Raw genomic sequence first — 26,324 nt, 5'->3', positions numbered from 1 at the left:
TTTTGTAAATATGATTAGCAGCAGCCCGAGCCAGGAGCACAGGCATTGGCAGGAAGCTTATCCATTGTTACTACAGCTATTTTAACTGATTTGCCAGGCTTTTGGGCAAAGACCGTAACGCTAAAAATCCCTGTTTGTCCATTATTAAAAGCATTTATTTCGGCTGAAGAAAGATACTTACTCAATATATCATTGGGTATCACAATCGCTTTTTCTTTTTGCACGGTGATATTTTCAAATCCCATTTCGCTGATATATCCCAGGTACTCATCCTTTTGAATAGCACCAGCTACGCAACCAGCATACATTTCAGCATCCTCCTGAAGAGCTTTTGGCAAGTCGCCTACCAACACAATGTCTGAAATACTGAAATGGCCTCCTGGCTTCAGCACCCGGTATATTTCTTTGATAACGTTTTGTTTGTTGGGGACAAGGTTAAGTACACAGTTGCTGACTATAACGTCCGCAGCATTGTCTGAAGCGGGCATTTCTTCAATATCACCCTGGCGGAACTCCACGTTGTTGTAACCCAGTTTTTCTGCATTGGCTCGTGCCTTTCTGATCATGGCGTCGGTAAAATCAATACCGATTACTTTGCCAGTTTCGCCGGTTTCATGCCGGGCCACAAAGCAGTCGTTTCCAGCACCAGATCCTAAGTCAATAACCGTATCTCCTTTTTGGATTTTAGCAAATTGTGTAGGAAGCCCGCATCCCAAGCCAAGATCGGCTTCCTGAGCATAGCCCTGCAGTCCGGTATAGTCGTCGGTCATTATGTTATACACTTCGGTAGACGATCCGCCTGCTCCGCAGCATGATGATTGGTTCACAGCGATGTCTTGTTCGGCAATCTTGCTGTATTTTTCCCGAACGATGGATTTTAGTTCTTCAGAGGTTTGCATATTTCTTAATGTTTAATTGCAATATTACGATGCTTGTAAGTAAATTTTTTAACAGCAGAAGGGGTGCCTGTCAAACATCTTATTGAAAAGGCCCTTTATTTCAGCCCAGCGAACAGGGTCAATGCAATAGCTTACAGAGACTCCCTCAATCGTGCCTTTAATAATGCCCATGTCTTTTAGCTCTCTCAAGTGCTGACTGATGGTGGCTTGTGCCAAACCGAGTTCTTCCACAAGGTCGCCGTTGATACAGGCATTAGCTTTGAGTAAGTAGTCAACGATGGCCACACGAGCCGGATGCGCAAATGCCTTGGCGATAAGGGCCAGGTCGTTTTGTTCAGCCGTAAACAGATCTGTCTTTGTTACACCCATAATTTATAATTACATTGCAATATTACGATTAATAAATTTGCTGACCAAGCAAGCCTGTAAAATTTTATCCCTTACATTCATCAACAAGTTAAACGAGAGCGCATGACCACTGACATCTTACTTCCGATATGGAAAATGGGCCGAACCAGGCTCACCAACCAGCTAGCAGCCATCACACCCGAATGCCTTTCCAGGAGAATCCATCCTGATAGCAATTCGATAGGTTGGCTATTCAGGCACATCGCAGAAGTGGAACTGCTTTTTGCCAAAAATGTATTTGGAAGGCCTTTGCAGGTGAAGCTATCGACAGTCGGGCAGGGCATAAAGGACTTGGGGCACTTTACCAACCTTGAGGAGCTCAAAGGGTTGCTCGACGAATCGGGCAGGGAGCTGGAGGCGGCCATTTTGGATCAGGAAGATGGAAGCTGGACTACTGAGGTTACTACCCGGGAGTTTGGAACCATGACCAAAGCAGAAGCACTCTCCCGCATTACTACGCACACCGCATGGCATGCCGGTCAAATGGCGATTATTAAAAAGTATGCTACAGCCGGGTAGAAGCTTGCACTACCCGAAACGCTTTTTCGAATGCAACACAGCATCGTTAATTCGTTTTTTTATTTCAGACAAGGGCAATTTTTCCTTCAGTTTGGGAGGGTCAATGGCAGGATCGATATCATCAAAGTAGTTGACTGACCGCAAAGCAATGAGCGGGTTGAAATTAGGGTACTTAGTAGTGTAGAAGGCGATCATTTCGTCCATAGAGAAATGCTCTAGTAGATAGTAGACATCTATAAAGTCCTTGAGCCGCTTACCGGAGTTGGAAATGGCATTGAGCTTCATGGCGGCTATGTCTTCCAATGGATCCTTATGCAACATCCAAAAAATCGGATTTAAGGAAGAATTTCGACCACTCCTTTTCCCTTGTGCCCAGCTGAGCACTCCAATCTATTGTTTCAAGTATCTTAGACTCGCCATAGTACCGAACGATCTCTCTCCATTCTTCTAGATTTCCTCTTTCCAAGACTCTCTCAATGACGATCTTGTATGAGTTCTCATAGTTGAAAGTCTCAAGGTCGTACTCCCAAAGCAAGTGGCCGGGTAAATTGGGTTTTTCGTTCATCAGCGTAGCCGTGTTTTTCTGGCTTTAGAGCAAATGCAACCCTAATTTACAAAACTTGGGTGATAATCATGCTACTAGGTTCTGGGAAGCAAGTTTACGCCTCACTATCTGCCATCCTGTTGTGCTCCGACTGAAAGGCAAAGTTGATCTCCGGATACTTGGAAATCATCACGTCGAGCATTCCTTTCGATTCCGCCAGATAAACGGGTAAACCATCTTTATCTAGTGCGATAGAGTTGGCCTTAAAGTCGAGGAAGTCCTTCAGTTTGGCCGGGTTGTTGGAGCTTACCCAGCATGCTTTGTACATGGGCATCGGCCTGAAATGGCAACTGGCCCCATACTCATGAAGCAGTCTGTATTGAATAACGTCGAACTGGAGTTCACCCACAGTGCCCACTATTTTTCTGTTACCCGGCTGCTTGATGAAAAGCTGTGCCACGCCTTCGTCGGTGAGCTGGTGAATCCCTTTTTCCATCTGCTTCGCTTTCATGGGGTCAGCATTTTCCAGTTCTCTGAAAATCTCCGGAGAAAAGCTGGGAATTCCCTTGTAAGTCATCATTTCACCCTCGCTCAGGGTGTCACCTATCTTAAAGTTGCCGGTGTCATAAAGACCCACTACGTCCCCGGGAAAAGCCGAGTCAATCGTTTCTTTGTCCTGAGCCATAAAGCTGGTAGGGTTGGCAAAGCGCACATTTTTATTGAGCCTCACATGGTGGTAAAACTTGTTACGCTCAAACACACCGCTGCACACCCTGAGGAAGGCGATCCTGTCACGGTGGCGGGGATCCAGGTTGGCGTGTATCTTAAAAACAAAGCCTGAAAAGTTCTTTTCGGTCGGAAGCACCTGACGCAAATTGGTGTTTCTTGGCAGGGGCGTTGGGGCAATTTCGATGAACGTGTCGAGCAGCTCCTGCACACCAAAATTATTTAGTGCACTGCCGAAAAACACCGGAGCTAACAGCCCGTCCAGATAATTTTCTTTGTCGAAAGGCTCGTAGGCCATCTCTACCAGCTCCGCATCTTCTCTCAACGTATCTGCATCTTTGCCTATGATCTCTTCCAGCTTAGGGCTTTGGAGATCCGAAAATGATACAATGTCTCGCTCAACGGCAGTTTTGTTGGCATTGAAGAGATTGAGGTGCTTTTTATACAGGTTGTATACTCCTTTAAAATCCGAACCGTTGTTGATAGGCCAGCTGAGGGGACGCACTTTAATGCTCAGCTTGTCCTCCAGCTCGTCCATGAGCTCAAAAGGGTCTTTGCCCGGTCGGTCCATTTTGTTCACGAACACAATCACCGGCGTGTCTCGCATGCGGCACACACTCATGAGTTTTTCAGTTTGCTCTTCCACACCCTTCACAGAGTCCACCACAAGTATCACACTGTCGACGGCCGTTAGCGTCCGGTAGGTGTCTTCTGCAAAGTCTTTGTGACCGGGAGTGTCCAGCAGATTGATCTTTATGCCTTTGTATTCGAAGCCCATCACCGAGGTAGCCACGGAAATACCACGCTGCTTCTCTATCTCCATAAAGTCGGAGGTGGCGGTCTTCTTAATTTTGTTGTTTTTAACGGCTCCGGCTGACTGAATAGCACCACCAAAAAGAAGTAATTTCTCCGTCAACGTCGTTTTTCCCGCATCGGGGTGACTGATAATGGCAAATGTTCTGCGGCGATCTAATTCTGCAGTGTTCTTCATACAACTCCTTAACTATTCGTGATTTACTCTGGATTTGGTGGATAAAAAGGCCTCATTCACAAAGATTTTGCAAATATAAGTCTTTAAAGACAAGGGATCGACATGCGGTGTGATAAATAGGAACTTACACTAGCGCCCGCTTTTTTGAATATAGTTCAGAAGGGTCTTTTTCAATGAGGCAATTTCCTTTTGGGAAGCATCCACCGCTGCCGCTTTCTCTGCTATCAGTTGTCCCAGCGTGTTGATGGCGGCCACCAGCTCTCCATCTTCAAAGGCGGTGTCTTCATTGGCACTTCGGGCCTTCGACTTTTCCAGCTTAGCTATGAGCTTCTGTCTTTTTGCTACGGCCCGTTGATGATCGGCGCTGGTTTTTCTGGCTTGTTTTTCGGCAGCTACTATGAGTTGTTGAATGTAGTCGCCATAGAATTTCGACTTAAATTCCTCCAGAAAATTCTTTGTCTGTTGCATGTACTCTTTCCGTGTCGACGCATCCATATTCACACTATTCAGCACAAGCGTTAACCTGGAAGAATTACCATCAACCTTTATCTCGGAAAACATTTCTATTGGCACATTTGACGAGCCTTTTTCCGGCGGCACTGAAAGTTTCCAGTAAGTCTTTCGGTTTTTTACCCTGGCTACGGTTTTAAGGTACCGCCACCAGCCCTTTTTCAGGTTTTTTGGAGGGAAGTCGAACTGGGCAACATAACCAGCGTGCTTGTCGCTGCCAATTGTAAGGGAAGCCGATGTCACTGCCGGGCCGAAATCAGGTACGGCATTTGAGCTGGCTCCGGTATTTTTGCTTTGAGCCGACAAGCCTCCTGCTGAAATGAAGATAATTAAAACAGAAAGCAGGAATATGCAGTTTTTCATTCAAACACCATTTCTTATCTAACGCAAATGTTCGCTAAAAATGCGTAATTAATACGGAAGTTGAAAAGTGAATTATACAGAGATAACCAGCAGCAACTGCACCAAGAATGAGAGAGACAACGAAAGGCAAAATACTTGTGACGGGAGGAAGCGGCTTAATCGGCAGCCGGCTGAGCGAGTTGCTGACACAGGCTGGGTATGAAGTGGCTTGGCTAAGCAGATCGTCCGGAAAGGCCGACAAGTACAAAACCTATACCTGGGATATTGAAAGGGGGGAGATACAACATGATGCTCTGGAAGGCGTTGAGGCTATTGTCCATTTGGCTGGTGCTGGCGTTGCTGATAAGAGCTGGACAGAAGCAAGGAAAAAGCTGATACTTGAAAGCAGAACGCAGTCGACGGCACTGCTCATGGAAAAGCTCTCGGCTCTAGAGCGGAAACCGAAAGTATTTATTGGCGCTTCGGCGATTGGCTATTACGGTGCCGATACTGGCGATGTGATGATTGATGAGAAGTCACCAGCTGGTGACGATTTTCTTGCCCAGGTGGTAAAGTCTTGGGAAGCATCATCAGCCCCCGTTGAAGGCATGGGAAGCAGGAGGGTACTTATCCGGGTGGGAGTGGTGCTGAGTGCAAGTGGTGGTGCACTGCCGCAACTGCTGGCCCCGCTTAAATTTGGGCTCGGCGCCCCTTTGGGAACTGGCAGGCAGTGGATGAGTTGGATTCATATCGATGACCTTTGCCGCTTGTTTCTGGAAGCCATTGAGAATACTGCTTACACTGGAGTTTACAACGGGGTGAGCCCGTCGCCAGCCACCAACAAAGAAATCACCACGGAGGCCGCTAAGGTATTGAAAAAACCCCTTTGGCTGCCGCCGGTTCCTGGCTTCGTTCTGAAAGTGGCGCTTGGCGAAATGGCGCAGATAGTTCTGGGTGGCAGTAAGATTTCTTCAAGAAAGGCGGAAGAGATGGGATTTAAGTTTGATTATACCCACCTCAACAGTGCTTTGAAGAACATTTTGCTGAAATAGCTTTTTTTTGCTACTGCCAACGAGCAAATCATGTTTTCGCCTTCGTTTTAATTGTCTCGATTTAAACGTATTTTTGCGTTTTGGCAATTCTGTACTGCCCCCAAGAACATAAGAGTATGCGTAAATTCATCATGTTGCAGCTTTGGCTCGGCATCCTTATCATCGGCGGTTATTTTGTTTACAAGCGCACCACGGGCAAAGATGAATACCTGACGCCGCCCCCCGCTTCCATGGAAACAGTGCCGTTAGAGGTTACGCTGCCCGACAACTATGTCAAAGTTTTCGAGCTGCCCGACACCCTGAGTTTTGCTGGAGAGCCGGTTCCTTTAAATATGACTGACGTGCGGGAGCGGCTGGACAGAGAAATACATGTCAACTCTTATTGGCACAGCAGCACTATCTTCCTCATCAAGCGATCCAACCGATGGCTGCCTTTGCTCGAAGAGCTGCTTAAGGAAAATGGTATTCCCACAGACTTTAAGTATTTGTCCGTAATAGAAGGTGGCCTTGAGAATGTTGTTTCTCCAAGGCAAGCGGTGGGCTTCTGGCAAATACGAGAAGGCACTGGCAATGATTTTGGCCTGGAAATTAACCGGGAAGTTGATCAGCGATATGATCCGATTGCCTCAACAGCCGCCGCCGCAAAATACTTGCTCAAAGCAAAAGAGAAGTTTGGGGACTGGACAAATGCAGCAGCCTCCTACAATATGGGGATGAAAGGTCTGTCAGATGAACTTGAAGAGCAGAAGACAAACTCCTACTACGACCTGTTGTTGAACGAAGAAACTTCCAGATACATGTTTCGCCTTCTGGCCATCAAAGAGATACTTGAACACCCCAAGAAGTACGGGTATGATATTCCCCAGGAGCTACTGTATCCGATTATTCCGCTCGATACATTGCGGGTTACGGAAGACATACCCAGTCTCGTTGACTTTGCCCAGGCGAGAGGCTTGTCATACAAGGAACTCAGACTGCACAATCCGTGGTTAAGGAGGGGTGCTTTAAATGTCAGGAAAGGAAAAAGCTATTTGCTCAGGCTACCGAAGGGGCATGTTGAAGTACTGCCAACCGACAACCAAACCGATGCCTTGAATTCCGGAAATTGATTTATTTTAAAAACGTTTTGTATCCATCAACAGCATGCCAAAAGATACTTTAAAAGCACCACAACCCACAACCGAAAGCAATGGGGAGCAGTTGGTGAATGGGGCCACAGATGGTATTGACTTTCTCGAGATTTTCGGAGCCAGGGAGCACAACCTGAAAAACATTGACCTGAGATTCAAAAGAAATCAGTTGGTGGTCATTACGGGCATTAGTGGTAGCGGTAAGTCATCGTTGGCGTTTGACACCATCTACGCAGAAGGCCAGCGCCGCTACATGGAAAGCTTCAGCGCCTACGCACGTTCGTTCATTGGCGAGCTTGAGAGACCCGATGTTGACAAAATCAATGGACTTAGTCCGGTCATTTCGATTGAACAAAAGACCACCTCTAAAAACCCTCGTTCTACAGTAGGCACGGTCACTGAAATTTATGATTTTCTTCGTTTGCTTTATGCCAGGGCAGGCGACGCCTATTCTTACCTCACAGGCAAGAAAATGACCAAGCAAAGTGAGGATCAGATCATCAGGCAGATTCTTAAGCAATACGATGGCCAAAAATTGGCTATCCTTGCTCCGGTTGTCAAAGGCCGAAAAGGTCACTACAGGGAGCTTTTTCAGCAAATCAGGAAACTGGGCTTTTCAAGGGCCAGGATAGATGGTGCCTTGGAAGAGATCACCCCCAAGATGCAGTTGGATCGCTACAAAACCCACGACATCGAAATTGTGATCGACCGGGTGGTTGTAAGTGAGAAAGACGCCAGTCGCATTACCCAGTCTACCAAGACAGCAATGACGCAGGGCAAGGGGGTCATGATGATTTTGCTGGAAGATGGAAGCGTGGCTCATTTTTCCAAGACACTGATGGATCCTGAGACGGGGCTTGCATACGACGACCCGGCTCCAAATACCTTCTCCTTCAATTCACCCTATGGTGCCTGCCCGGACTGCAATGGCCTGGGGGTTATTCAGGAAATATCCAGAGAGTCGGTCATGCCAGATCCCAACATCAGTATCAGCCGGGGAGGGATAGCACCCTTGGGTGAATACCGGGATATATGGATTTTCAAGAAGCTGGAGGTCATTCTCAAAAGACACAGGCTAAGTCTGGCTACCCCGATTAAGAATATCCCGGAGGAGGCGTTGAAGATAATATTGTTTGGCGACGACGAACCTGTAGCAGTTGCTTCAGTCAAATACCCAGGCACAGAGTGGAATACCAAATTTGAGGGCATCATCAATTTCCTTGAAAAGCAAAAGGACGGCGGCTCCGACAAAATGCAGCAATGGGTGGATGAATTTACAGTCAGCACCATCTGCCCATCCTGCCAGGGTGCCCGGCTTAAAAAGGAAGCACTGCACTACAAAATCGACAACAAGAACATTTCCGAGCTGTCTTTCATGAACATCACCCAGCTTTCGGAATGGTTTGAAGGGCTGGAAACCCGGCTCGACGAGCGGCAGAACATCATAGCAGCCGAGGTATTGAAGGAAATCAGGAAGCGAATCGGCTTTTTGCTGGACGTTGGCCTGGATTACCTGAACCTGGACAGGCCTCTAAGAACGCTTTCCGGAGGAGAAGCTCAGCGTATTCGACTTGCAACACAAATAGGCACTCAGCTTGTTGGCGTGTTATATATTCTTGATGAGCCAAGCATTGGCTTGCACCAGCGTGACAACGTGAAGCTGATCAAGGCACTGAAAGACCTCCGGGATCTTGGCAACACCGTCATAGTGGTGGAGCACGACCGTGATATGATGATGGAGAGTGACTTCCTCATTGATATCGGGCCGGGAGCTGGAAGGCACGGTGGCCAGGTGGTAGCTGCTGGCACGCCTCAGGAGGTTTTAGAAAGCAATTCGCTAACAGCCGGTTATCTCAACGGAATTAACAAGATCGCTGTACCGAAGGAAAGAAGAAAAGGAAAGGGAGAGAGCATTGTGCTGAAAGGCGCCACAGGCCACAACCTGAAAAATGTAACATTGACTTTGCCAATTGGCAAGATGCTCTGCATCACCGGTGTGTCAGGTAGTGGCAAGTCTTCGTTGATCCACGAAACGCTTTTCCCCATTCTCAGGAAGCATTTTTACGGCAGCAGATCAGAACCCCTTCCCTATAAAGAGATCAAAGGGGTTGAACATATCGACAAAGTAATAGAAGTGGATCAGGCACCTATTGGCAGAACGCCACGCTCTAACCCAGCCACTTATACTGGTGCCTTTTCAGATATTCGTCTGTTGTTCTCGAACCTTCCCGAGGCGAAGATAAGAGGCTACAAGCCGGGCCGCTTCTCTTTCAACGTAAAAGGTGGCCGTTGCGAAACCTGCGAAGGGGCGGGCATGAAAGTCATCGAAATGGATTTCCTCCCCGATGTGCATGTGCCGTGCGAATCCTGCAAGGGCAAGCGCTATAATAGGGAGACGCTGGAGGTAAGGTTCAAGGGCAAGTCAATTTCAGACGTACTTGACATGACTGTGGAGCAAGCCGTAGAGTTTTTCGAGTTCCAGCCCAAAATCCTCAGACGGATTCAGACCCTGCACGAGGTCGGCCTGGACTACATCACACTTGGCCAGCATGCCACAACGCTTTCGGGCGGGGAGGCGCAGCGGGTGAAGCTGGCAACTGAGCTTTCAAAGAAAGACACGGGCAAAACGCTGTACATTCTTGACGAGCCTACCACCGGCCTGCACTTTAAAGACATCCAGCACCTGATTGACGTATTGAACAAGCTTGTGAACAAAGGCAATACTGTCCTTATCATTGAGCACAACCTCGACGTGATCAAAGTAGCCGATCACGTCATCGATCTGGGGCTTGAAGGTGGCGACAAAGGGGGGCAGATACTTGTGGAAGGCACACCCGAGGAAGTGGCAAAAAGGCAGGTAGGGTATACGTCGAAGTTTCTGAAGGAAGAACTCGAAAGGGCGTAAATAAAAAATCCCACTGAAAAAAACAGCGGGATTTCCACACCTAAACCTACCATGTGTTACCCCGATGAATCGGGGTAAACCACCTACTTAAACTAACTACTAACCTTTATGTTTTTAGTCTTCCAACATGTAGTAGCTGTTTCCAGCGTACTCCATCAGGAACTCACTTTTCTTTATCAGTGATCTTTCTTTTGAAGAAGGATCTTTTTCCAACACTTCCTGAAGTGGCTGCTCCAGCAACACATTCCAGCTTTCGTCAAACACCACAATTTTATCCTGCAACACAGGAATGTCTTTGACACTTAATTCGTTATTGAGGCTGTTGATGATTTCTGCAATCTCCGCCTGCGAGAGCTTGTAGGGATTTTTAGCTACAAGGTCGCTCGTGAAGGTGCTTCCTATCAAGACTATACCCGCAATGCTCAAAAAAATACTTTTCATAATTTTGGTCTTTTCCAATTCTTTAATAATGTTCTGTTTCTTGGTTCCGACCAAAATGAACGCAAAATTATATTCTTTGTTTCTTATTTTTACAGAACATATTAATGAAGAGGTGCGTTCTGAGGTAAGAAAAGTGAGCGAATTTCAGAAAATGGGACAGGCTTACTCCAGTTTTATTTAAAAAGTACAATTTATGAGCTGATGAACCTTGCCAAATTGGCTATGAAGAGGAACGGAAGAAGGGAATTTTTTAAGAACTGGAGCAGCCACAATATCAAAATAATAATTGCCGATGCTTAAAAAAATCAGAATATAATTCTGGTATAATTTAGTAAAAAAATAGAATAATTATAAGAAGTTAGTCAATGTACCTTTATCTCCTATTATGTCAGAACAAACAAAAAAATCGGGCGATATCATGATTCCTCAGACCTCCAAAAAAAGAGTGGTAATCATCGGAGGTGGATTTGGAGGCTTAAAAATAGCGAAAGGATTGAGGAAAAAAAACTTTCAGGTAGTTCTTTTTGATCGACACAACTACCACACTTTTCAACCTCTCCTTTATCAGGTGGCCACGGCTGGGCTTGAACCCGACTCTATCGCAGGCCCTTTGAGAAAGCGACTAAAGAATTTCAAAGACTTCTACTTTCGAATGGCCACGGTTGAGTCCGTCGATACGTCTAGGAATTGTATAATTACTGAGATAGGAGAACTGGCCTATGACTACCTTGTCATAGCCAACGGGTCGCTCACCAACTATTTCGGCGACAGTGAGCTGGAGAGAAATGTTTTTCCTCTAAAGCAAATTCCTCACGCACTCAACCTGAGAAGCCAGCTTTTACAGTCGTTCGAAAAAGCTGTGTTGCAATCTGACACGGAAGAAAAGCAAAGCCTGATGAACTTTGTCATCGTAGGGGGTGGCCCCACGGGAGTTGAGCTGGCAGGGGCGCTTGGAGAATTGAAATTGCATGTGCTGCCCAAGGACTACCCTGAGATCAACTTCAAAAAGATGATGATCTATTTAGTGGAGGGCCTGCCGAGGCTGCTCAATGGCATGAGCCATGAGGCCGGCGAAAACGCTTTCAACTACCTTAAGCGATTCGATGTGCAGGTGTTGGTTGACAAGAAGCTCAAATCGTATGATGGGAAAACGGTTACTCTGGATGATGGCATGAGCATTCCGGCAAGTACGCTGATTTGGGCGGCCGGTGTAAAAGGCAACATTTTGCCTGGAGTGGCAGATGCCTCTGTTTTCAAAAGCCGTATCAAAGTAGATGAATACTGCAAGGTGATTGGCACCGACAATGTTTATGCCATTGGCGACGTGGCTTATTTCCCAACGGAAGCCTACCCGAATGGCTTGCCTATGCTTGCGCCTGTGGCCATTCAGCAGGGAACCTTATTGGCAAAGAACCTCGTTAACCTCGACAAGGGGAAGGAAATGAAGAAATTCGAGTACCTTGATAAGGGCAGCATGGCCACCATTGGAAGAAACAAAGCCGTTGTCGATTTGCCAGGCAACATAAGAATGAAAGGCTTTATCGCCTGGTGGGTTTGGATGTTCATTCACCTGCTGTCCATTATTGGCTTCCGCAATAAGTGGATCGTGCTTAGCAACTGGATATGGAATTATTTCACGTTTGACCGAAGCACAAGACTTATCATAAGGCCTTATGTGAAGAAACCTGCCAGACAAGAAAAAGAACCTGAGAAGGAGGAAGTTACCTCCCGTTGAAAGGGCCCGCTAACGGTTTGAAATTGAGAAACACTCCACTTAACCGGAATGTATTAGACCAAGTGTGGATTTTATTTATATTTCGCCCATAAGATGATCAATAAGAGGCGGATATATTGGATTTGTCAGATTGGTGGATGGTCGATTTACGGCTTCAGCAATTTGTTTTTGCTGTCGACGGCAAAAACACTCACGCTATCCGACATTACAGGGCAAATCATTTCGACGGCTTTCTATATCCTTATCACGCACTTCTTACGGTTATTGGTTATAAAAAGAAATTGGCTTGGCAATTCATGGCCAATTCTTATCCCTAAGGTGATATTCTCCACCTTTCTGGTGGGCATTATCGACTACTTCTTTCTATTGGCGCTTCAGTACAGCCTGGGCACGTTGATGAAGAGTGATTTCAGTTTTGAAACAATGAGTGCGAACGTCCTCATCTCCTGGACACTCACCTTTATTTGGGCGTTGATTTATTTTACCTTTCATTATTTTGAGAGGTACAACAAGTCTCTTCAGTTTGAAGCAACCATCAACGAAATAGAGCTCAACAACCTGAAGTCGCAGTTGAACCCGCATTTTATTTTTAATGCACTCAATAGCATCAGGGCGTTGGTTGACGAAAACCCGTCGAAGTCGAAAATAGCCATTACACAGTTATCCAACATACTGCGATATTCCCTGATTCTTGACAAAAAGAAGCTGATTCCTTTTCAGGACGAGCTTCAAACAGTAAAGGATTACCTTGCGCTCGAAACAATCCGATTCGAAGAAAGACTTAAGACAGAATTTCAAATCCATCCCGATTCCTACCTTTACATGGTGCCGCCCATGATGATTCAAACCCTGGTTGAGAATGGAATTAAACATGGCGTGTCCAACCTTAAGCACGGCGGACATATTAAGGTGACCACGGAAGTGAAAAACAACACCCTGATGGTGCAGATCAGAAACAGCGGGTCGTACAAGAATGGGGTGGTGAGTCCCAACGGTGGATATGGTCTGCAAAACACCAAGCGCCGATTGAAGCTTATTTACGGAAGCGGCGCCTCCTTTAAAATTGCGAACGAGGGTACAAATATGGTTTTGACTGAACTAAAATTTCCTGAAACAATTTAATTACTGATAATAGATCTAGACATGAGAGCACTGATAATCGACGACGAGAGGTTGGCACGGAAGGAGCTAACAACTTTACTGAGCGTACACAAAGACATTGAACTGATAGGAGAAGCCGTCAATGCTGATGATGCGTTTGAAAAAATCAACACCATGCAGCCGGACCTGATTTTTCTGGATATCCAAATGCCGGGCAAAACTGGGTTTGAGCTTCTTGAGAGCCTGGAAAGAGTGCCAAAGGTTATATTCACCACGGCGTACGATGAATTTGCTATCAAAGCGTTTCAGTACAATGCGCTTGATTATTTGCTAAAGCCCATTCAGCCGGAACGATTGAATGAAACTGTTAAGAAACTGTTCAACGAAGGAGTAGCGCAAGGCGAGGAAGATCTGTCAGGTTTGCCGCAGAAAAAACTTGGCGCCACCGATCAGGTATTTGTGAAGGATGGCGACAAGTGTTGGTTTGTCAGGCTCTCAAACATCAGGTTATTTGAATCAGATGGCAATTACATAAAGGTCTATTTCGATAACTTCAAGCCCATGATTCATAAGTCGCTCAACGCTCTTGATGAACGATTGGATGACAGAACTTTCTTCAGGGCAAGCCGCAAGCATATCGTTAATCTCGACTGGGTGGAGTCTATCGAGCCCTGGTTCAATGGTGGGCTAATGGTGCAGCTGAAAGGCGGTGAAAAGGTGGAAGTGAGCAGGAGGCAGGCTGCCAAGTTCAAAGACATGATGTCTTTGTAAGCTACTGCTTCACAATATTGATAATCTCCTTTTCGATGTGCCAGTCCTTGGCAAGGTTTAGCATGGCGGTGGCCTCCATTTCAGTGAGGTAGCCCTTTTTGTCATTGTCCTGCCACACGGAAAGGAGATATTTTATCCTTTTTTCTTTCTCAAGTTTGCTTATCACCTTGTTCAGGTATTCTCTGGAGCGGTCGAACGCAGAAAGATAATCCTCGGCAATAAAAGTATTGGCCCATTGCAACTCATCAAACGCATCAAGCGATTCGGCCGAGTCGTTCAGCATGTTTTGCTCATCTTCATCTAGTCCATGATAATGGAAGATAAGCGACTTAAGAAGCATAAAGGCCTTTTTCTCTTCTTTTTCCATTTTAATCCTGAGGTGTCCGGCAATCAATCTCTCTTTTGCTCACTACAGCATAAGTTGAGAAGTGATTTCATCTGCAAAAAGTTTGCCTTTTTTTGTTAAATATAGTGTACTATCGGTTGTAAATAATAACTCCTCCTTGCGAAGAAGCGAAAGCTCCCTTTCTTTTTCCTTCAAAAGGTCAACACCGAACTTTGTACCCGCCAGTTCAAGGCTGGTGCCCCACATGGTTCTAAGCGTGGTTAGCAGATACTCGTTAAAAGCCTGATTAGCCTCCAGCACCTCCACCGTTGTCGGAATTTTACTTTCATTGAGTGCCTTGATATAGGCGGCATTGTTGGCGACATTATACTGCCTGCTTACGCTATTGTAGGAGTGAGCACTTGGGCCAATGCCCAGGTAGGGCTTTTGCTGCCAGTAGGCAGTGTTGTGTTTCGAATACCTCCCGGGCTTGGCAAAGTTGGAAATCTCGTATTGCTCATAACCGGCGCTTTCCAAAACTGAAACCAGCATTTCAAATTGCTCAGCAGCAAAATGATCGTCTATCGGGGCCAGCTTGCCTGTCTTTTGCCATTGGCCAAAGGCCGTTTTTTCTTCAATTGTCAGGCAGTACGCCGAAATGTGCGGAACATTTAATTCAATCGCTTTTTTCAGATCATTTTGCCACACTGAGTGATCTCTGAAGGGTACGCCATAAATCAGGTCAATGCTGATGTTCTCGAAACCGGCCTTTTGTGCAAGCTCCACGCATTTCAGCGCCTGGCTGCTACTATGCGACCGGTTCATAAATCTCAGATGTTCATCCCAAAACGATTGAATCCCGATGCTCAGCCTGTTGACTCCAAGTTTCTTGAAAGTGTCAAGCTTAGCTGTTGTCAAATCCTCCGGATTAGCTTCCAGCGTCACTTCCGCTACCTGCGTCAACTCAAAGCTTTCTTTCAATGCGCCAAAAACCTGCTGCAAGTCGCCCTCGTCAAGCAGCGACGGTGTTCCACCGCCTAAATAGACGGTTTCTATGGCTTCATTGTTTAAATACCCTTTTTGAAGCGTAATTTCATGGCAGATTGATGCAATAAGGTCACTTTTTAGTTTCAGCGAGGTGCTGAAATGAAAGTCGCAATAGTGACATGCCTGTGAACAAAAAGGAATATGAATGTAAATTCCGGCCAAGAGCGTTTACTTTATCCAGCAAAACTAAGCAAAACATTGGGGAGACTCGCAAGCTGCCTGTTGGCATGGGGGGCCTTAGCTTTTTTCGGCACCACCGAAGCGATGTCGCAGGTATACACAATAAACATTCAACCTGCCGACACACTGGCCAGTTATGCCCTAAAAACCCTGGACAACAGAAAATTTACAGACTCTGTTCAGGTAGTTTCAACCCTTAGGCAAATCACCTCGAAGCTCAGGCTCGCCGGATACATCTTCGCTGATTTTCATGACCTACGTTGGAAAGGTGATACGGTCAACGGATTTCTGTCAGCAGGCAAAAAGCAATACTTGTCTCTTCGAAATGCCAGGAACGGCAAACAATATTCATCCTGGAGAAGCCTTCAAAATAAAGCAGGATTTACCAGAGACCTTGAGTTGTACCTCAACAACGGCTACCCGTTTGCCCGCCTCTACTTCACAGAGGCGGTGTTTTCGCACGACACGCTTAGGGCTACGCTTGAGGTGGAGAAAGGGCCGCAGATCGTGTTTGACTCACTGGTGATACGAGAAAAAGGCAAGACCAAGGCCAGTTTCCTTCAGAAGTATCTTTTTATCGCAACAGGTAGCCCTTATTCTGAGAAGGCCTTTCAAGGCATCGCTTCCAGAATTAATAACAGCGGATATTTAAGAACCTCATCAAGCCCCCAGGTAGAGTTTTACGCCGGCAAGGCGAGAGTTAGCCTCGCCGTCGACGAATTGAAGGTCAACCAAATTGACGGAGTCATTGGGTTTTTGCCGGATCAAAACTCCGAAACGGGCAAGCTGCTGCTAACCGGTCAGGTCGAAACCGACTTGCACAACCTGTTTGGAACCGGCAAACATGTGTATTTAAACTGGCAGAACTTCAATGTGGCTTCTCAAAAGCTGGAAGTAGCCTACGATCATCCTGTGCTGCTTGGCTCGCCGCTCGACTTTCATGGTGCATTTCAGCAGCTCAAACAAGATTCCTCTTTTGTCACCAGGTCGGCCCAGGCTGGCTTTAAGCTTCCCATTGGTTATTTCCTGAAGCTTAGGTTTGGAGTAGACTTCAGACAAAACAGTCTTTTGTCGGCTAATCGAATCAGTAGTGCCGACAAACTCATCAATGCCGATAGCCGGATGAACCAGTACCAGGTGGGTATAACTTATACTCAGCTTGATGATCTGCTGCTGCCGTCAAAAGGCATGTCATCGGGGCTGACAATTGGCGTTGGCCAAAAAGAGATAGTCAGAAATAGTATGGTTGATCCTGAGCTATACAATGATGTCCAGCTCAAATCAATTCAGACGACCATTGAAGGGTATCTCGAAAACTATTTGAAGCCGGCGAAGGCTGTTGTTTTTGCCCAGCAGGTGTATGTGGGCTCCATTCTCAACGACCAGGTTTTCAGGAATGACCTCTTCAGGTTTGGTGGTTTGAGAAGGCTTCGTGGGTTCAACGAAAATCAATTTTATGGCCAGCACTATGGCGTGGGAGTGGCTGAGCTCAGGTTTTTGTTTCAGGAGGAAAGCTATTTCGTCACATTTGCTGACCAGGGAATTATTAGCAGTGAAGCGGGTAGCTGGGTGTATGCAGCTGGGGTAGGAGGGGGCATGGTATTGAAAGTCAACAACGGGATTTTCAGACTGATGCTGGCGGTAGGAGGCACCAAAGGGCAGCCGATGGACGTAACTCAGCCCAAAGTTCATTTCGGCTTTGTCAACAGGTTTTAGCAAGTGCGCCGCAGCAAGGTTGCGTTAAAAAACCCAAGTGTTTTGCTTATACAATTTAAGCTGTCATTTTTGTGACGATATGTCCGCCCATGAGTAAATACCATTGTCTCTTACTTCTTCTTTGCTTTTTTGGCTTGAGCAAGGCTTCCGCACAGGAGAGTGGTGCAACCAGACGGATTCTGGAGGAGCGATGGTTTTATAGCACAGAATCCAACAGTTTTGAACCCTCTTTCAAAGCTACGCTGCCCGATCCGGCACTTGTAGGGTTTTATATCCAGCTAAACGGCGATTACCTCCATTTTTTGAGGATATGTGCACCGATTGGCACTGCTGTTTGGGTGGATACCCAGCTTATACTTGGTGAAACCCAGGAAGATTGCTTTCAGCTTGATTTGGGCGAATGGCGAAGCAAGTTTGCCAGGGATTCTGTTTTTGTCGTGCTACACAAAGACACGGGGTTGCTGTCATCGGCTGACATAACAGCAATCGCTCATGGGGAAAGCAGCGGGACGAATGACAAAGTAATTCTCCCGGTCAAACGCTCTATCGACAAGAGGGATCATTTTATACTTTTGTTTACAATAGCCTTCTTAGTTACCACGGGTTTCTTCCGCCTGCAGTTCTCTCGTATTTTCCGATCTTTTATCGACCTCAACAGGGTGCTAAGCTTCAGGGTAAGGGATGAAATGGTGAGCGGCTTCCGGCTTCTTTCCACTCCTTCCATCACCATACACATGCTGGTTAGTATGCTGGCCGCATTCTTTTTGACTATCGGCCAGTCTTACCTGTCTACGGAGGCTGCCATTGCCCCAACGCTATCAAACTATATTAGCGAATGGGTTGTTTATGCATTGCTTATAATGGCATTCCTGTTGTCGAAGAGGTTCCTCATCCAAATTTTTGGAGAAATCTTCCAAATGAGAGGAGCCATCTACCTACAGGTTTTTGAATACCTCCGCACCATTTTTATACTGCTTAGTATAGCACTTTTCGTCTACGTGCTCTTTTTTTATCTTTTCGGAACAGCATCACAGTGGCTTATTAGTAATATGGCCGGGTTTGCAATTGCCTTCCTAATTTCCGTCATGCTTTTAATGTTTTATAAATTAGCTTTTGAAACCCGCTATCAAAAACTTCATTTATTTTCATATCTTTGCGCCACCGAAATATTACCAGCGATTCTTTTGATCAAATGGATGTTTTTTTGATCGAAAGTGTAGCAGTCACTCAAAACAGGAAATAGCGCAGATATGATCTTGGAAGATAAGAGTAGGCTTAAAAAGGTATCAAGTATCTTAGTTTCTCAGCCAAAACCTTCTGACCCAAATTCCCCATACTTCAAACTTGCAGAGCAATATAATATTAAGGTTGACTTTAGGCCATTTATAAAAATTGAGCCAACCAATATTAAAGAGTTCAGGCAGCAGAAAGTGGATATTTTGGCGCACACAGCCGTGATATTTACAAGCCGAAATGCTGTTGACCACTTTTTCAGACTCGCTGCTGAAAGCAAGATTGAGATACCAGCTGACATGAAATATTTTTGTATTTCAGAACAAACAGCAAACTATCTCCAGAAGTACATCGTCATCAGGAAGAGAAAAATCTTTACTGGTCTTCGCACAGCGACCGACCTGATAGAGATTATCAAAAAGCACAAAAACGAAAAATACCTTTTCCCATGTTCCGACATAAGGAAGGAAGACATCCCTGTTTTTCTTGAGGAAAATGGGTACAAGTTTTCTGAGGCTATCATATACAAAACCGTAGCAAGCGATCTCTCAGATCTTGAGGATGTTTACTATGACATATTGGCTTTCTTTAGCCCATCAGGGATCAACTCCCTGTTTGTCAACTTTAAGGATTTTAAGCAAAACGACACACGAATTGCGGTGTTTGGCCCGACGACAGCAAAAGCTGCCAGAGATGCGAACCTGGTGCTCGACATTGAAGCGCCTCTTCCCAATGCCCCTTCTATGACTGGTGCCATTGAGCTCTATATTAAAATGGCAAACGGATTAGTGTAGCTTGAGCTAAGGTTGGCAGGCTTTCAGGTTGTTGTAGAAAGTACTTTAGCTTTTACGCTAGTTTAACTACCTTAACGGCAACGAATAAGCTGCATGAGAAACAAATTGTTTTTTATTATTCTTCTGACGGGTGCTGGTTACACAGCTTCTGCACAACAAGATGCTCATTTTAGCCACTACATGTTCAACCAGGCCCTTTATAACCCAGCCTGGCTGACGCAAGAGAAAAGTGGCTATGTGTCTGCCCTGCACCGAACGCAGTGGGCTGGTTATGCAACTTCTTTCGACGGGTCCGGCGGCGCCCCCACTACTCAGCAGTTCAACTTCGGTATGCCGCTGGCAACCATGCCCGGCGCAGTTGGCGTAACAGCCATTCACGATCAGTTGGGGCCGTTGACCAACGTGCACCTGCAGTTCCTTGGGGCTTACTACAAAAACTTTAACCGGGGAAGGGTCAGCATCGGTCTTCGCCCTTCATTGGTCATGCAAACCATAGACTTTGATCAGTGGAGATTTGTCGATCCGAATGACCCACTTAACAAGGGCGGCCGGGAGTCTCAGCTTAGGCCAGACCTTAGCTTCGGAGCCATGTATTCCAATACCGATTTTTATCTTGGAGTAGGCATCAACCATATTTTATCGCCGTCATTTGACTTTGGAATCGCACAAATAGAAAACAGGCTTGAAAGATCAGTTAACCTGATGGCCGGCTACTCCTTTAAGCCCACTTACAATCTGGAAGTGAGTCCAAGCGTTCTTGTTAGGTCTACCTTCAAAACATTTACTTTTGATGCAAGCGCCATTGCTACCTACCAAAATAAACTTTGGGGAGGCTTGGGCTTTAGGGAGTCTGAAGCTATGATTGTACTTCTGGGGTATAACTTCCTCAAAGACGGTATCTTGAAAGTCGGATATTCTTTTGACTATGTAATAGAAAGCAGAGAAGCAAAACAATCTACCTCTCACGAAGTTTTTGTCAGATACAAATTAGGTGGGCTCACAGGCGGCGGCGGAAAGAAAATCATCCGAACACCAAGGTTTAGGTTCTGATAGCGGAAGCTTTTTACCGCCCGAAGTGGATTATTTGTGAAACAAAAGAGGGGTAATTAACGGAATTATTCTTTTTTTTGTTAAAATTGCGTTAACCGACTCTAAAAAAATTGGTATAAAAGACCTTAATGATAATATTTGTAAACTTTGTGTTGTTTTATAGTTGCAGGATTTTTTATAAACTAGGTGTTATGAATAAAAAGAGTGTTGTAAAAAACTTAGCTCTTCTGATTATTTTTGCTGTCGTGTCACAATCGTGTGGGCTACTTGGCCTTGGCGGTGGTGGGTATGACGACAGAGGAGAGCTTGTGGGTGTTCCTGACCGGGAAGGTTGGGAGATGACGATACCATTTGGAATGGTGTCAGTACCTCCGGGTACTTTTCACATGGGACAGGCGGACGAAGATGTGGCTGCTACGCAGATCAACTTCAACAAGCAAATCACAATTGGTGGTTTTTACATGGATGATACTGAGATTACCAACAATGAGTATCGTCAGTTTGTTGTAGCAATGTCCGAGGGATCAGAAGTAGACATGCCAGAGGGTATCACGCTGGAAGATATCTATCCCGATACTGCTGTTTGGGTAAGAGATTACACACACCATATGGGTGACCCTATGATGGTGTACTATTGGTCTCACCCTGCCTTTGACAACTATCCTGTGGTAGGTGTCGATTGGGAATCTGCGCAAGCATTTTGCGACTGGAGAACAGAGCATTTGAATTCTTATCGGGCCGACCAGGGCTTATTCAGGATGCCTAACTTCAGGCTCCCCTCTGAAGCCGAGTGGGAATATGCCTCAAGAGGAGGCAGAGATATGGCCAAGTATCCATGGGGTAACCCGTATATAAGAAACACGAAAGGTTGTCTGTTGGCCAACTTTAAGCCAGGCAGAGGTAACTATTTCGATGATGGATTCGCTTACACAGCACCGGTGGCAACGTTTTTTGCCAACGACTTCGGTCTTTATGACATGTCGGGCAACGTAGCCGAGTGGTGCGAAGATGCATTTGATGAGGCTTCAGTTCCGTTAGTGTGGGATCTGAACCCAACTTATAACGATGATAATGAACCTAGGAAAGTAATAAGAGGAGGATCGTGGAAAGACATCGCCTACTATCTTGAGACAGGTACAAGAACATTTGAATATAAGGACACTTCCAGAGCAAGTATAGGCTTCCGTTGTGCTATGACTTACCTCGGAAGGTCAGCTGGCAGTGAATTCTAAACACTAACCTAAACCCATTCTAAGAACTTAAATTTTTAAACAGATGAGCAAAAAAGGCGGATTTCAGGAGCTTCTCTTTTCAACAATAATGCCCAAAGTCTATGGTATTGGCGCTGCTGTCGTAATTGTCGGTGCCATGTTCAAAATCCTTCACCTTCCCGGTGCGAGTGAGATGTTGGGTATTGGACTTACCACAGAAGCAATCATTTTCTTTCTAAGTGCATTCGAACCGAAGCACAAGGAGGTAGACTGGTCAAAAGTTTATCCAGAATTGGCTGACGACTTCGACGGAGGCCCGGCAAGACCTAGACCAACTGCGGTTGCTGTGGGTGACGGAACAAGCCAAAAAATGGACAAAATTCTGGCGGAAGCTAAAATTGGCCCCGAGTTATTGGACAGTTTAGGTAAAGGCATGAGAGGCCTTGCAGACACATCTAACAAGATGGCTGCACTAGGCGAAGCGTCAGTTGCTACCAACGAGTACGCAAATAATGTGAAAGCCGCTTCCAAGTCGTTGACAGATATGAACAAAGCTTATGCTACTACAGCTACAGCTATGACAGAGATGGCCAACGCTTCAAAAGATGCTAAAGAATATCATTCTCAGGTGCAAAGTGTGACTAAAAACCTTAGTGCGCTGAATGCAGTGTATGAGATGGAACTTCAGGATGCTAATACTCACCTGAAGGCGATGCAGAAGTTTTATTCAAACATAGGCACTGCCATGGAAAGCATTGCGCAGGCCGGTAAGGACACAGAGCAGTTCAAAGGCGAACTGTCTAAACTTACAACGAATATTACGCAACTGAACAAAGTTTATGGCAACATGCTTACTGCCATGAAAGGTTAATTTATTTCTACTAACCACCAAAAAGTAAAACTATGGCTGGAGGGAAACAATCGGCAAGAGATAAAATGATTGGTATGATGTACCTGGTGCTTACTGCACTTCTTGCTTTGCAGGTAAGTAACAGTGTGCTGGAGAAATTTGTACTGATCAATATGAGTCTCGAAGCAACCGTTCAAGAGAAGGTTGCGAGCAATTTAGGAACAATTGGAAGAATCGAAGCCGCTGTTACTGAGTCTGGTGAAAGAGCCGATGACGTGGCTGTACTTGAAAAGGCTAAAGCTCTTAGGGAAGAAACAGAAAAGACCGTTCAGGAAGTTGAAACCTATAAAACCAGGTTAGTTGAACTAACCGGAGGTAAAGATGAGCACGGACAGCTTATAGGTCAAAAGGATATCGATACAGCTCCGGCCTTGTTTATCAACGAGGGGGAAGGCGATAAACTAAGGGAACTTTTGAACAGCTATTCGGACTATTTGCGTAAGACAACTGGTGACGAAACGTTTAAAAATATTGCTCTTGATGCCAAAGACGTAGAAGTATTTGCTAACGACCCTGAACAGAACTCTAAAGGATTTGCAGACCTCAACTTCGGACACAATACACCGATGGTGGGTGCACTTGCTACGTTGAGTCAGCTTCAAATGGAGGTGATAGATTCAGAAGCAAGAGCATTGGATTTGCTGGCGAGGCAGGTGGGTGCTGCTGACCTTAAGTTTGACCAGATTGTTGCCATGGTTAGGCCTGAGTCAAACATAGTGGCTGCGGGTACCAAGTTCCGGGCTGAGTTGTTTATTGCAGCATCGTCATCCTCTGCTAACCCCAAGATGACAATTGATGGGAAAGAGATTCCAGTTGTAGGTGGAATGGGTCAGGTAGAATTTACTGCCACCCCTGGAAACTACGTAAACGGACGGGCAGAGAAGACGTTTGAGGCTGCTATTACGGTAAACTCAAGAGGCAAGGATACGACTTTCGTAAATACTGTGAAATACTTCGTGTCAAAGCCGGTAATACAGGTGCAGTCTGCTTCATTGTCAGCTTTGTACTTGAATTGCGGTAACGAGCTGAACATACAGGTGCCCGCAATGGGAGAAGCATATGATCCTTCATTTAATGTAACAGGTGGTACTGCTACAAAAGATCCTTCAAAGAAGGGCTTTGTTACCGTTGTACCTCAGGCAGCAAAAGTGGACATAGCCGTATCGAGTGGAGGAAACTTGATTGGAACAGAAACTTTCACGGTAAAGAGAATACCCAAGCCTGAAATAGTGGTGTATGACCGTGGTAGAGCGGTTGACATGAAAATGGGTGTGGCTCAGCCACCAAGAGCGCTTCAATTGAGAGCCGAGCCTGATGAGTCATTTGCTTCTTTGCTCCCTAACGATGCAAGATTCAGAGTAACCGACTCGGAAATTGCATTGGTAAGAGGTGCGAGAGCTGTTGTAGTTCGCCGATTCCAGGGGCCGGACATCAACTTGGCTGACATAGCTGGCCAGGCAAGGAGCGGTGATGCCATAGTAATTGACATTAAGCAAGTACAACGTATGAATTTCAAAGGTGCCACAGAGGACTTTAATAACTATGGCCCCAGAATTCTTACAGTTCGAATACAATAAATTATACAGGTATGAAAAAGTTTGTTTATGTAATTGGTTTTGTTCTGTTTATCGCAGTCCTCTCTATGGGAGAATTGCAGGCGCAGGAGGCAAAGCCGGGGTATAACCCAAACTCGGAATTTCCGGTACATGAATCTCAGATCATGTTCAAGAAAGAGTTGTGGTGGAGAATGGATTTGCGTGAAAAACAAAATCAACCATTCTATGCGATAAATGGAGAATTGCCTACATTATTGGTGAAGGCAGTTAAGGCTGGGTTGTTGTTTCCTTATATGAATGATTCCCTTACCAACAGAATGTCAAAAGAGATGTTTCTTGAAAACCTGAAGTTACCCGAAGAGGGTGGCGGCTTGACCGAGGAGGAAAAAGCGATGGGTTTTGGTGCCGATCAGGGCGCTAGCGACTGGGGTGCCAGTGACTGGGGCGGTGGCGGCGCAGCAGCTCCGGCTGGTGGTGGTGAGGCTGCAGCTCCAGCAGCGCTAGAGTTTAATACCCGTGATTTTTCTATTTTTGAATTGCGTGAGGATTGGTATTTTGACAGGAACCGTTCTAGAATGTATCATGACATTCAGGCACTGAGCATGTTTTTGCCTGCTGACAAGAACCCTGCCTTGTACGAGAAGCCAATCGCTTCGTTTAGATATAAGGATATAGTGGACTTGTTTGCAACCATGCCCGACGAAGCTGTTTGGTACAACGCTCAGAATATGGCAGAGCATAGAAAGATGTCAGATGCGTTTTTGCTTAGACTCTTTAGTGCCACGCTGGTGAAATACTCTAACCCTCAGGATCAAAGGATTATTGATGTGTATTCAAAGTCGCAGAAAGAAGGTGTACTTGCTTCTCAGAGACTGGAGTATGAACTGGTGGATTTCGAAAATGAATTGTGGGAGTATTAATTACTTTCAGTTATATGCAAAAAGGGGCGCTAAGCCCCTTTTTTATTTGTGTCTATTGACGTAAAGTGATCCTTGACGAGCAACGCCTTTTTTTGACCTATCAGGTTCGAAAGTTCAGTAATAGAAGCCCGCTTGATTTTTTCGACAGATTTCAGCTCACTTAACAGGAGACTTCTTGTCTTTTCTCCAATACCATCAATGTCATCAAGAGCAGATTTGGTTTGAGTTTTGGATCTCTTGGCTCTGTGAAATGTGATGGCAAACCTATGGGCCTCATCACGTAGTTGCTGGATGATTTTGAGGGACTCTGACTTTTTTGCCAGGTGGATTGGAATCGAGTCTTCCGGGTAATAGAGCTCTTCCAGTTTTTTGGCTATGCCGATGATGGGAACCTTGCCATAGATACCCAGTTCTTTAAGAGAGCTGACCGCTGCACTTAGTTGGCCTTTGCCTCCGTCGATGATGATCAGGTTGGCGAGAGGAAGACCTTCATCAATAACCCGTTTGTACCTTCGGTAGACAATTTCACGCATGGAGCCAAAGTCGTCGGGACCTACCACGGTTTTAATGTTGAAATGACGGTACTCTTTTTTGGCCGCTTTGCCATTGATAAAGCAGACCATTGACGCAACAGGGTGAGTGCCCTGAATGTTGGAGTTGTCGAAACACTCAATCCTCATGGGTGTTTGCGTCAGCTTTAAATCTTCCTTCATTTGAAGGAGCACCCGGTTTTCCTTGGTTTGACTTTGGAGTTTTTGATTAAAACGTTCCTTTTTGAAGAAAAGGGCATTTTTTACTGAAAGGTCAACTAGTTTCTTTTTGTCACCTATTGCTGGTTGCGTGATACTCAGCGTCTCATCGTAAAGACTTACCTGTTTGTTGGTAAGGATTTCCTTGTTGCTGCTCTCATATTTGCTTCGCAGGCTTATCATTAACAACTGTAGTATTTCCTCATCGGTTTCGTCAAGTTTTCTTTTTATCTCCAGGGTGTCGGAAATATTGATAATACCACCGTCCACCCTCATATAGTTGACAAATGCTGAGGACTCATCTGACACCAGCGTAAATACATCGGTATTGGTGATCTTGTTGCTGACAATCAATGACTTTGACTGGAATTTTTCAAGCAGGTCTAGCTTGTTCTTAAACTTTTGCGCTTCTTCAAACGCCAGTTGCTCGGCTGCGGTTTGCATTCTCTCTTTGAAGTAGTTTCTTACAACCGATAGATTGCCTTTCAGGGCCTCTTTTGATTGATTGATTTCTTCCAGGTAGTCATTGTGATCCTGTAGCCCCTCACAGGGCCCCAGG

25 protein-coding genes are annotated in these 26,324 nt (G+C 45.6%); 15 read left to right on the top strand and 10 right to left on the bottom strand.

Annotation, left to right across the window (positions count from 1 at the left end; genetic code table 11):
• Window positions 1–14: 14 nt before the first annotated feature.
• Both RT717_RS23125 and RT717_RS23120 read right to left on the bottom strand, forming a co-directional pair.
• Window positions 15–899 carry an arsenite methyltransferase gene (locus RT717_RS23125; protein WP_317488713.1) on the bottom strand — a complete coding sequence of 295 codons (885 nt, stop codon included), beginning with the start codon at window positions 897–899 and terminating at the stop codon, window positions 15–17.
• A gap of 48 nt (window positions 900–947) precedes the next feature.
• Complete coding sequence (locus RT717_RS23120; RefSeq protein WP_317488712.1) at window positions 948–1,268, bottom strand: ArsR/SmtB family transcription factor; 321 nt, start codon at window positions 1,266–1,268, stop codon at window positions 948–950.
• 102 nt (window positions 1,269–1,370) lie between these two features.
• Here RT717_RS23120 and RT717_RS23115 point away from each other — a divergent pair, with 102 nt between their 5' ends.
• Window positions 1,371–1,826 carry a DinB family protein gene (locus RT717_RS23115; RefSeq protein ID WP_317488711.1) on the top strand — a complete coding sequence of 152 codons (456 nt, stop codon included), beginning with the start codon at window positions 1,371–1,373 and terminating at the stop codon, window positions 1,824–1,826.
• 9 nt (window positions 1,827–1,835) lie between these two features.
• On the opposite strand, the gene RT717_RS23110 is transcribed toward RT717_RS23115, so the two are convergent.
• The 4 genes from RT717_RS23110 to RT717_RS23095 all read right to left on the bottom strand — a co-directional run bounded on the left by RT717_RS23110 (window position 1,836) and on the right by RT717_RS23095 (window position 4,960).
• Window positions 1,836–2,147: a nucleotidyl transferase AbiEii/AbiGii toxin family protein gene (locus RT717_RS23110; RefSeq protein ID WP_317488710.1), complete on the bottom strand. Its 312-nt coding sequence runs from the start codon at window positions 2,145–2,147 to the stop codon at window positions 1,836–1,838.
• Window positions 2,137–2,391, bottom strand: a complete 255-nt coding sequence (locus RT717_RS23105) for a DUF6922 domain-containing protein (RefSeq protein WP_317488709.1) — start codon at window positions 2,389–2,391, stop codon at window positions 2,137–2,139. The genes RT717_RS23110 and RT717_RS23105 overlap by 11 nt, the downstream gene beginning before the upstream one ends.
• Before the next feature lie 94 nt (window positions 2,392–2,485).
• Window positions 2,486–4,087, bottom strand: a complete 1,602-nt coding sequence (locus tag RT717_RS23100) for a peptide chain release factor 3 (RefSeq protein ID WP_317488708.1) — start codon at window positions 4,085–4,087, stop codon at window positions 2,486–2,488.
• Between the two features lie 129 nt (window positions 4,088–4,216).
• Window positions 4,217–4,960, bottom strand: coding sequence for a hypothetical protein (locus RT717_RS23095; protein WP_317488707.1), 744 nt, complete (start codon window positions 4,958–4,960; stop codon window positions 4,217–4,219).
• A gap of 107 nt (window positions 4,961–5,067) precedes the next feature.
• Between RT717_RS23095 and RT717_RS23090 the strand changes: the two genes are divergently transcribed.
• The 3 genes from RT717_RS23090 to uvrA all read left to right on the top strand — a co-directional run bounded on the left by RT717_RS23090 (window position 5,068) and on the right by uvrA (window position 10,026).
• On the top strand, window positions 5,068–5,991 hold the full coding sequence (locus RT717_RS23090; RefSeq protein WP_317488706.1) for a TIGR01777 family oxidoreductase: 924 nt from the start codon (window positions 5,068–5,070) through the stop codon (window positions 5,989–5,991).
• Window positions 5,992–6,107: 116 nt separating this feature from the next.
• Complete coding sequence (locus RT717_RS23085; RefSeq protein WP_317488705.1) at window positions 6,108–7,100, top strand: lytic transglycosylase domain-containing protein; 993 nt, start codon at window positions 6,108–6,110, stop codon at window positions 7,098–7,100.
• A gap of 34 nt (window positions 7,101–7,134) precedes the next feature.
• Entirely contained in the window at window positions 7,135–10,026 is a 2,892-nt protein-coding gene (gene uvrA, locus RT717_RS23080) for an excinuclease ABC subunit UvrA (RefSeq protein ID WP_317488704.1), read from the top strand.
• Window positions 10,027–10,140: 114 nt separating this feature from the next.
• On the opposite strand, the gene RT717_RS23075 is transcribed toward uvrA, so the two are convergent.
• A complete protein-coding gene (locus RT717_RS23075) occupies window positions 10,141–10,467 on the bottom strand; it encodes a hypothetical protein (protein ID WP_152001651.1) in 327 nt (108 codons plus the stop codon).
• A gap of 385 nt (window positions 10,468–10,852) precedes the next feature.
• Between RT717_RS23075 and RT717_RS23070 the strand changes: the two genes are divergently transcribed.
• The 3 genes from RT717_RS23070 to RT717_RS23060 all read left to right on the top strand — a co-directional run bounded on the left by RT717_RS23070 (window position 10,853) and on the right by RT717_RS23060 (window position 14,074).
• Window positions 10,853–12,202 carry an NAD(P)/FAD-dependent oxidoreductase gene (locus RT717_RS23070; RefSeq protein ID WP_317488703.1) on the top strand — a complete coding sequence of 450 codons (1,350 nt, stop codon included), beginning with the start codon at window positions 10,853–10,855 and terminating at the stop codon, window positions 12,200–12,202.
• Between the two features lie 93 nt (window positions 12,203–12,295).
• On the top strand, window positions 12,296–13,324 hold the full coding sequence (locus RT717_RS23065) for a sensor histidine kinase (RefSeq protein WP_317488702.1): 1,029 nt from the start codon (window positions 12,296–12,298) through the stop codon (window positions 13,322–13,324).
• Between the two features lie 21 nt (window positions 13,325–13,345).
• On the top strand, window positions 13,346–14,074 hold the full coding sequence (locus RT717_RS23060; RefSeq protein ID WP_317488701.1) for a LytR/AlgR family response regulator transcription factor: 729 nt from the start codon (window positions 13,346–13,348) through the stop codon (window positions 14,072–14,074).
• Window position 14,075: 1 nt separating this feature from the next.
• On the opposite strand, the gene RT717_RS23055 is transcribed toward RT717_RS23060, so the two are convergent.
• Window positions 14,076–14,441 carry a hypothetical protein gene (locus RT717_RS23055; RefSeq protein ID WP_152001655.1) on the bottom strand — a complete coding sequence of 122 codons (366 nt, stop codon included), beginning with the start codon at window positions 14,439–14,441 and terminating at the stop codon, window positions 14,076–14,078.
• A gap of 42 nt (window positions 14,442–14,483) precedes the next feature.
• The gene (gene hemW, locus RT717_RS23050) at window positions 14,484–15,608 is read right to left on the bottom strand and encodes a radical SAM family heme chaperone HemW (RefSeq protein ID WP_317488700.1); all 1,125 of its coding nucleotides are present in this window, start codon (window positions 15,606–15,608) and stop codon (window positions 14,484–14,486) included.
• Between the two features lie 36 nt (window positions 15,609–15,644).
• Here hemW and RT717_RS23045 point away from each other — a divergent pair, with 36 nt between their 5' ends.
• The 8 genes from RT717_RS23045 to porN all read left to right on the top strand — a co-directional run bounded on the left by RT717_RS23045 (window position 15,645) and on the right by porN (window position 25,016).
• Window positions 15,645–17,342: a BamA/TamA family outer membrane protein gene (locus tag RT717_RS23045; protein WP_317488699.1), complete on the top strand. Its 1,698-nt coding sequence runs from the start codon at window positions 15,645–15,647 to the stop codon at window positions 17,340–17,342.
• A gap of 89 nt (window positions 17,343–17,431) precedes the next feature.
• Window positions 17,432–18,550 carry a DUF4271 domain-containing protein gene (locus tag RT717_RS23040; RefSeq protein WP_317488698.1) on the top strand — a complete coding sequence of 373 codons (1,119 nt, stop codon included), beginning with the start codon at window positions 17,432–17,434 and terminating at the stop codon, window positions 18,548–18,550.
• A gap of 42 nt (window positions 18,551–18,592) precedes the next feature.
• On the top strand, window positions 18,593–19,369 hold the full coding sequence (locus RT717_RS23035) for a uroporphyrinogen-III synthase (RefSeq protein ID WP_317488697.1): 777 nt from the start codon (window positions 18,593–18,595) through the stop codon (window positions 19,367–19,369).
• Window positions 19,370–19,462: 93 nt separating this feature from the next.
• Entirely contained in the window at window positions 19,463–20,419 is a 957-nt protein-coding gene (locus tag RT717_RS23030; protein WP_317488696.1) for a PorP/SprF family type IX secretion system membrane protein, read from the top strand.
• Window positions 20,420–20,610: 191 nt separating this feature from the next.
• Window positions 20,611–21,651 carry a T9SS ring complex lipoprotein PorK/GldK gene (gene porK, locus RT717_RS23025; protein ID WP_152001661.1) on the top strand — a complete coding sequence of 347 codons (1,041 nt, stop codon included), beginning with the start codon at window positions 20,611–20,613 and terminating at the stop codon, window positions 21,649–21,651.
• Window positions 21,652–21,694: 43 nt separating this feature from the next.
• Window positions 21,695–22,501, top strand: a complete 807-nt coding sequence (porL, locus tag RT717_RS23020) for a type IX secretion system motor protein PorL/GldL (protein ID WP_317488695.1) — start codon at window positions 21,695–21,697, stop codon at window positions 22,499–22,501.
• Between the two features lie 32 nt (window positions 22,502–22,533).
• A complete protein-coding gene (gene porM / locus RT717_RS23015; protein WP_317488694.1) occupies window positions 22,534–24,117 on the top strand; it encodes a type IX secretion system motor protein PorM/GldM in 1,584 nt (527 codons plus the stop codon).
• Window positions 24,118–24,128: 11 nt separating this feature from the next.
• Entirely contained in the window at window positions 24,129–25,016 is an 888-nt protein-coding gene (porN, locus tag RT717_RS23010; RefSeq protein WP_317488693.1) for a type IX secretion system ring subunit PorN/GldN, read from the top strand.
• Between the two features lie 29 nt (window positions 25,017–25,045).
• On the opposite strand, the gene uvrC is transcribed toward porN, so the two are convergent.
• Window positions 25,046–26,323 carry an excinuclease ABC subunit UvrC gene (gene uvrC / locus RT717_RS23005; RefSeq protein WP_317492377.1) on the bottom strand — a complete coding sequence of 426 codons (1,278 nt, stop codon included), beginning with the start codon at window positions 26,321–26,323 and terminating at the stop codon, window positions 25,046–25,048.
• Between the last annotated feature and the right edge of the window lies 1 nt (window position 26,324).

The sequence above is a fragment of the Imperialibacter roseus genome (genome assembly GCF_032999765.1).
GTDB classification, from domain to species: domain Bacteria; phylum Bacteroidota; class Bacteroidia; order Cytophagales; family Cyclobacteriaceae; genus Imperialibacter; species Imperialibacter roseus.
Note: the sequence above shows the minus strand (reverse complement) of the source record. Positions and strands in the feature narration are given on the sequence as shown.

What these genes read in the sequence shown, in the direction of transcription:
- RT717_RS23125 (WP_317488713.1), bottom strand. Translation starts at nt 899, where the DNA reads ATGCAAACCTCTGAAGAACTAAAATCCATCGTTCGGGAAAAATACAGC.
- RT717_RS23120 (WP_317488712.1), bottom strand. Translation starts at nt 1,268, where the DNA reads ATGGGTGTAACAAAGACAGATCTGTTTACGGCTGAACAAAACGACCTG.
- RT717_RS23115 (WP_317488711.1), top strand. Translation starts at nt 1,371, where the DNA reads ATGACCACTGACATCTTACTTCCGATATGGAAAATGGGCCGAACCAGG.
- RT717_RS23110 (WP_317488710.1), bottom strand. Translation starts at nt 2,147, where the DNA reads ATGTTGCATAAGGATCCATTGGAAGACATAGCCGCCATGAAGCTCAAT.
- RT717_RS23105 (WP_317488709.1), bottom strand. Translation starts at nt 2,391, where the DNA reads ATGAACGAAAAACCCAATTTACCCGGCCACTTGCTTTGGGAGTACGAC.
- RT717_RS23100 (WP_317488708.1), bottom strand. Translation starts at nt 4,087, where the DNA reads ATGAAGAACACTGCAGAATTAGATCGCCGCAGAACATTTGCCATTATC.
- RT717_RS23095 (WP_317488707.1), bottom strand. Translation starts at nt 4,960, where the DNA reads ATGAAAAACTGCATATTCCTGCTTTCTGTTTTAATTATCTTCATTTCA.
- RT717_RS23090 (WP_317488706.1), top strand. Translation starts at nt 5,068, where the DNA reads ATGAGAGAGACAACGAAAGGCAAAATACTTGTGACGGGAGGAAGCGGC.
- RT717_RS23085 (WP_317488705.1), top strand. Translation starts at nt 6,108, where the DNA reads ATGCGTAAATTCATCATGTTGCAGCTTTGGCTCGGCATCCTTATCATC.
- uvrA (WP_317488704.1), top strand. Translation starts at nt 7,135, where the DNA reads ATGCCAAAAGATACTTTAAAAGCACCACAACCCACAACCGAAAGCAAT.
- RT717_RS23075 (WP_152001651.1), bottom strand. Translation starts at nt 10,467, where the DNA reads ATGAAAAGTATTTTTTTGAGCATTGCGGGTATAGTCTTGATAGGAAGC.
- RT717_RS23070 (WP_317488703.1), top strand. Translation starts at nt 10,853, where the DNA reads ATGTCAGAACAAACAAAAAAATCGGGCGATATCATGATTCCTCAGACC.
- RT717_RS23065 (WP_317488702.1), top strand. Translation starts at nt 12,296, where the DNA reads ATGATCAATAAGAGGCGGATATATTGGATTTGTCAGATTGGTGGATGG.
- RT717_RS23060 (WP_317488701.1), top strand. Translation starts at nt 13,346, where the DNA reads ATGAGAGCACTGATAATCGACGACGAGAGGTTGGCACGGAAGGAGCTA.
- RT717_RS23055 (WP_152001655.1), bottom strand. Translation starts at nt 14,441, where the DNA reads ATGGAAAAAGAAGAGAAAAAGGCCTTTATGCTTCTTAAGTCGCTTATC.
- RT717_RS23040 (WP_317488698.1), top strand. Translation starts at nt 17,432, where the DNA reads ATGAGTAAATACCATTGTCTCTTACTTCTTCTTTGCTTTTTTGGCTTG.
- RT717_RS23035 (WP_317488697.1), top strand. Translation starts at nt 18,593, where the DNA reads ATGATCTTGGAAGATAAGAGTAGGCTTAAAAAGGTATCAAGTATCTTA.
- RT717_RS23030 (WP_317488696.1), top strand. Translation starts at nt 19,463, where the DNA reads ATGAGAAACAAATTGTTTTTTATTATTCTTCTGACGGGTGCTGGTTAC.
- porK (WP_152001661.1), top strand. Translation starts at nt 20,611, where the DNA reads ATGAATAAAAAGAGTGTTGTAAAAAACTTAGCTCTTCTGATTATTTTT.
- porL (WP_317488695.1), top strand. Translation starts at nt 21,695, where the DNA reads ATGAGCAAAAAAGGCGGATTTCAGGAGCTTCTCTTTTCAACAATAATG.
- porM (WP_317488694.1), top strand. Translation starts at nt 22,534, where the DNA reads ATGGCTGGAGGGAAACAATCGGCAAGAGATAAAATGATTGGTATGATG.
- porN (WP_317488693.1), top strand. Translation starts at nt 24,129, where the DNA reads ATGAAAAAGTTTGTTTATGTAATTGGTTTTGTTCTGTTTATCGCAGTC.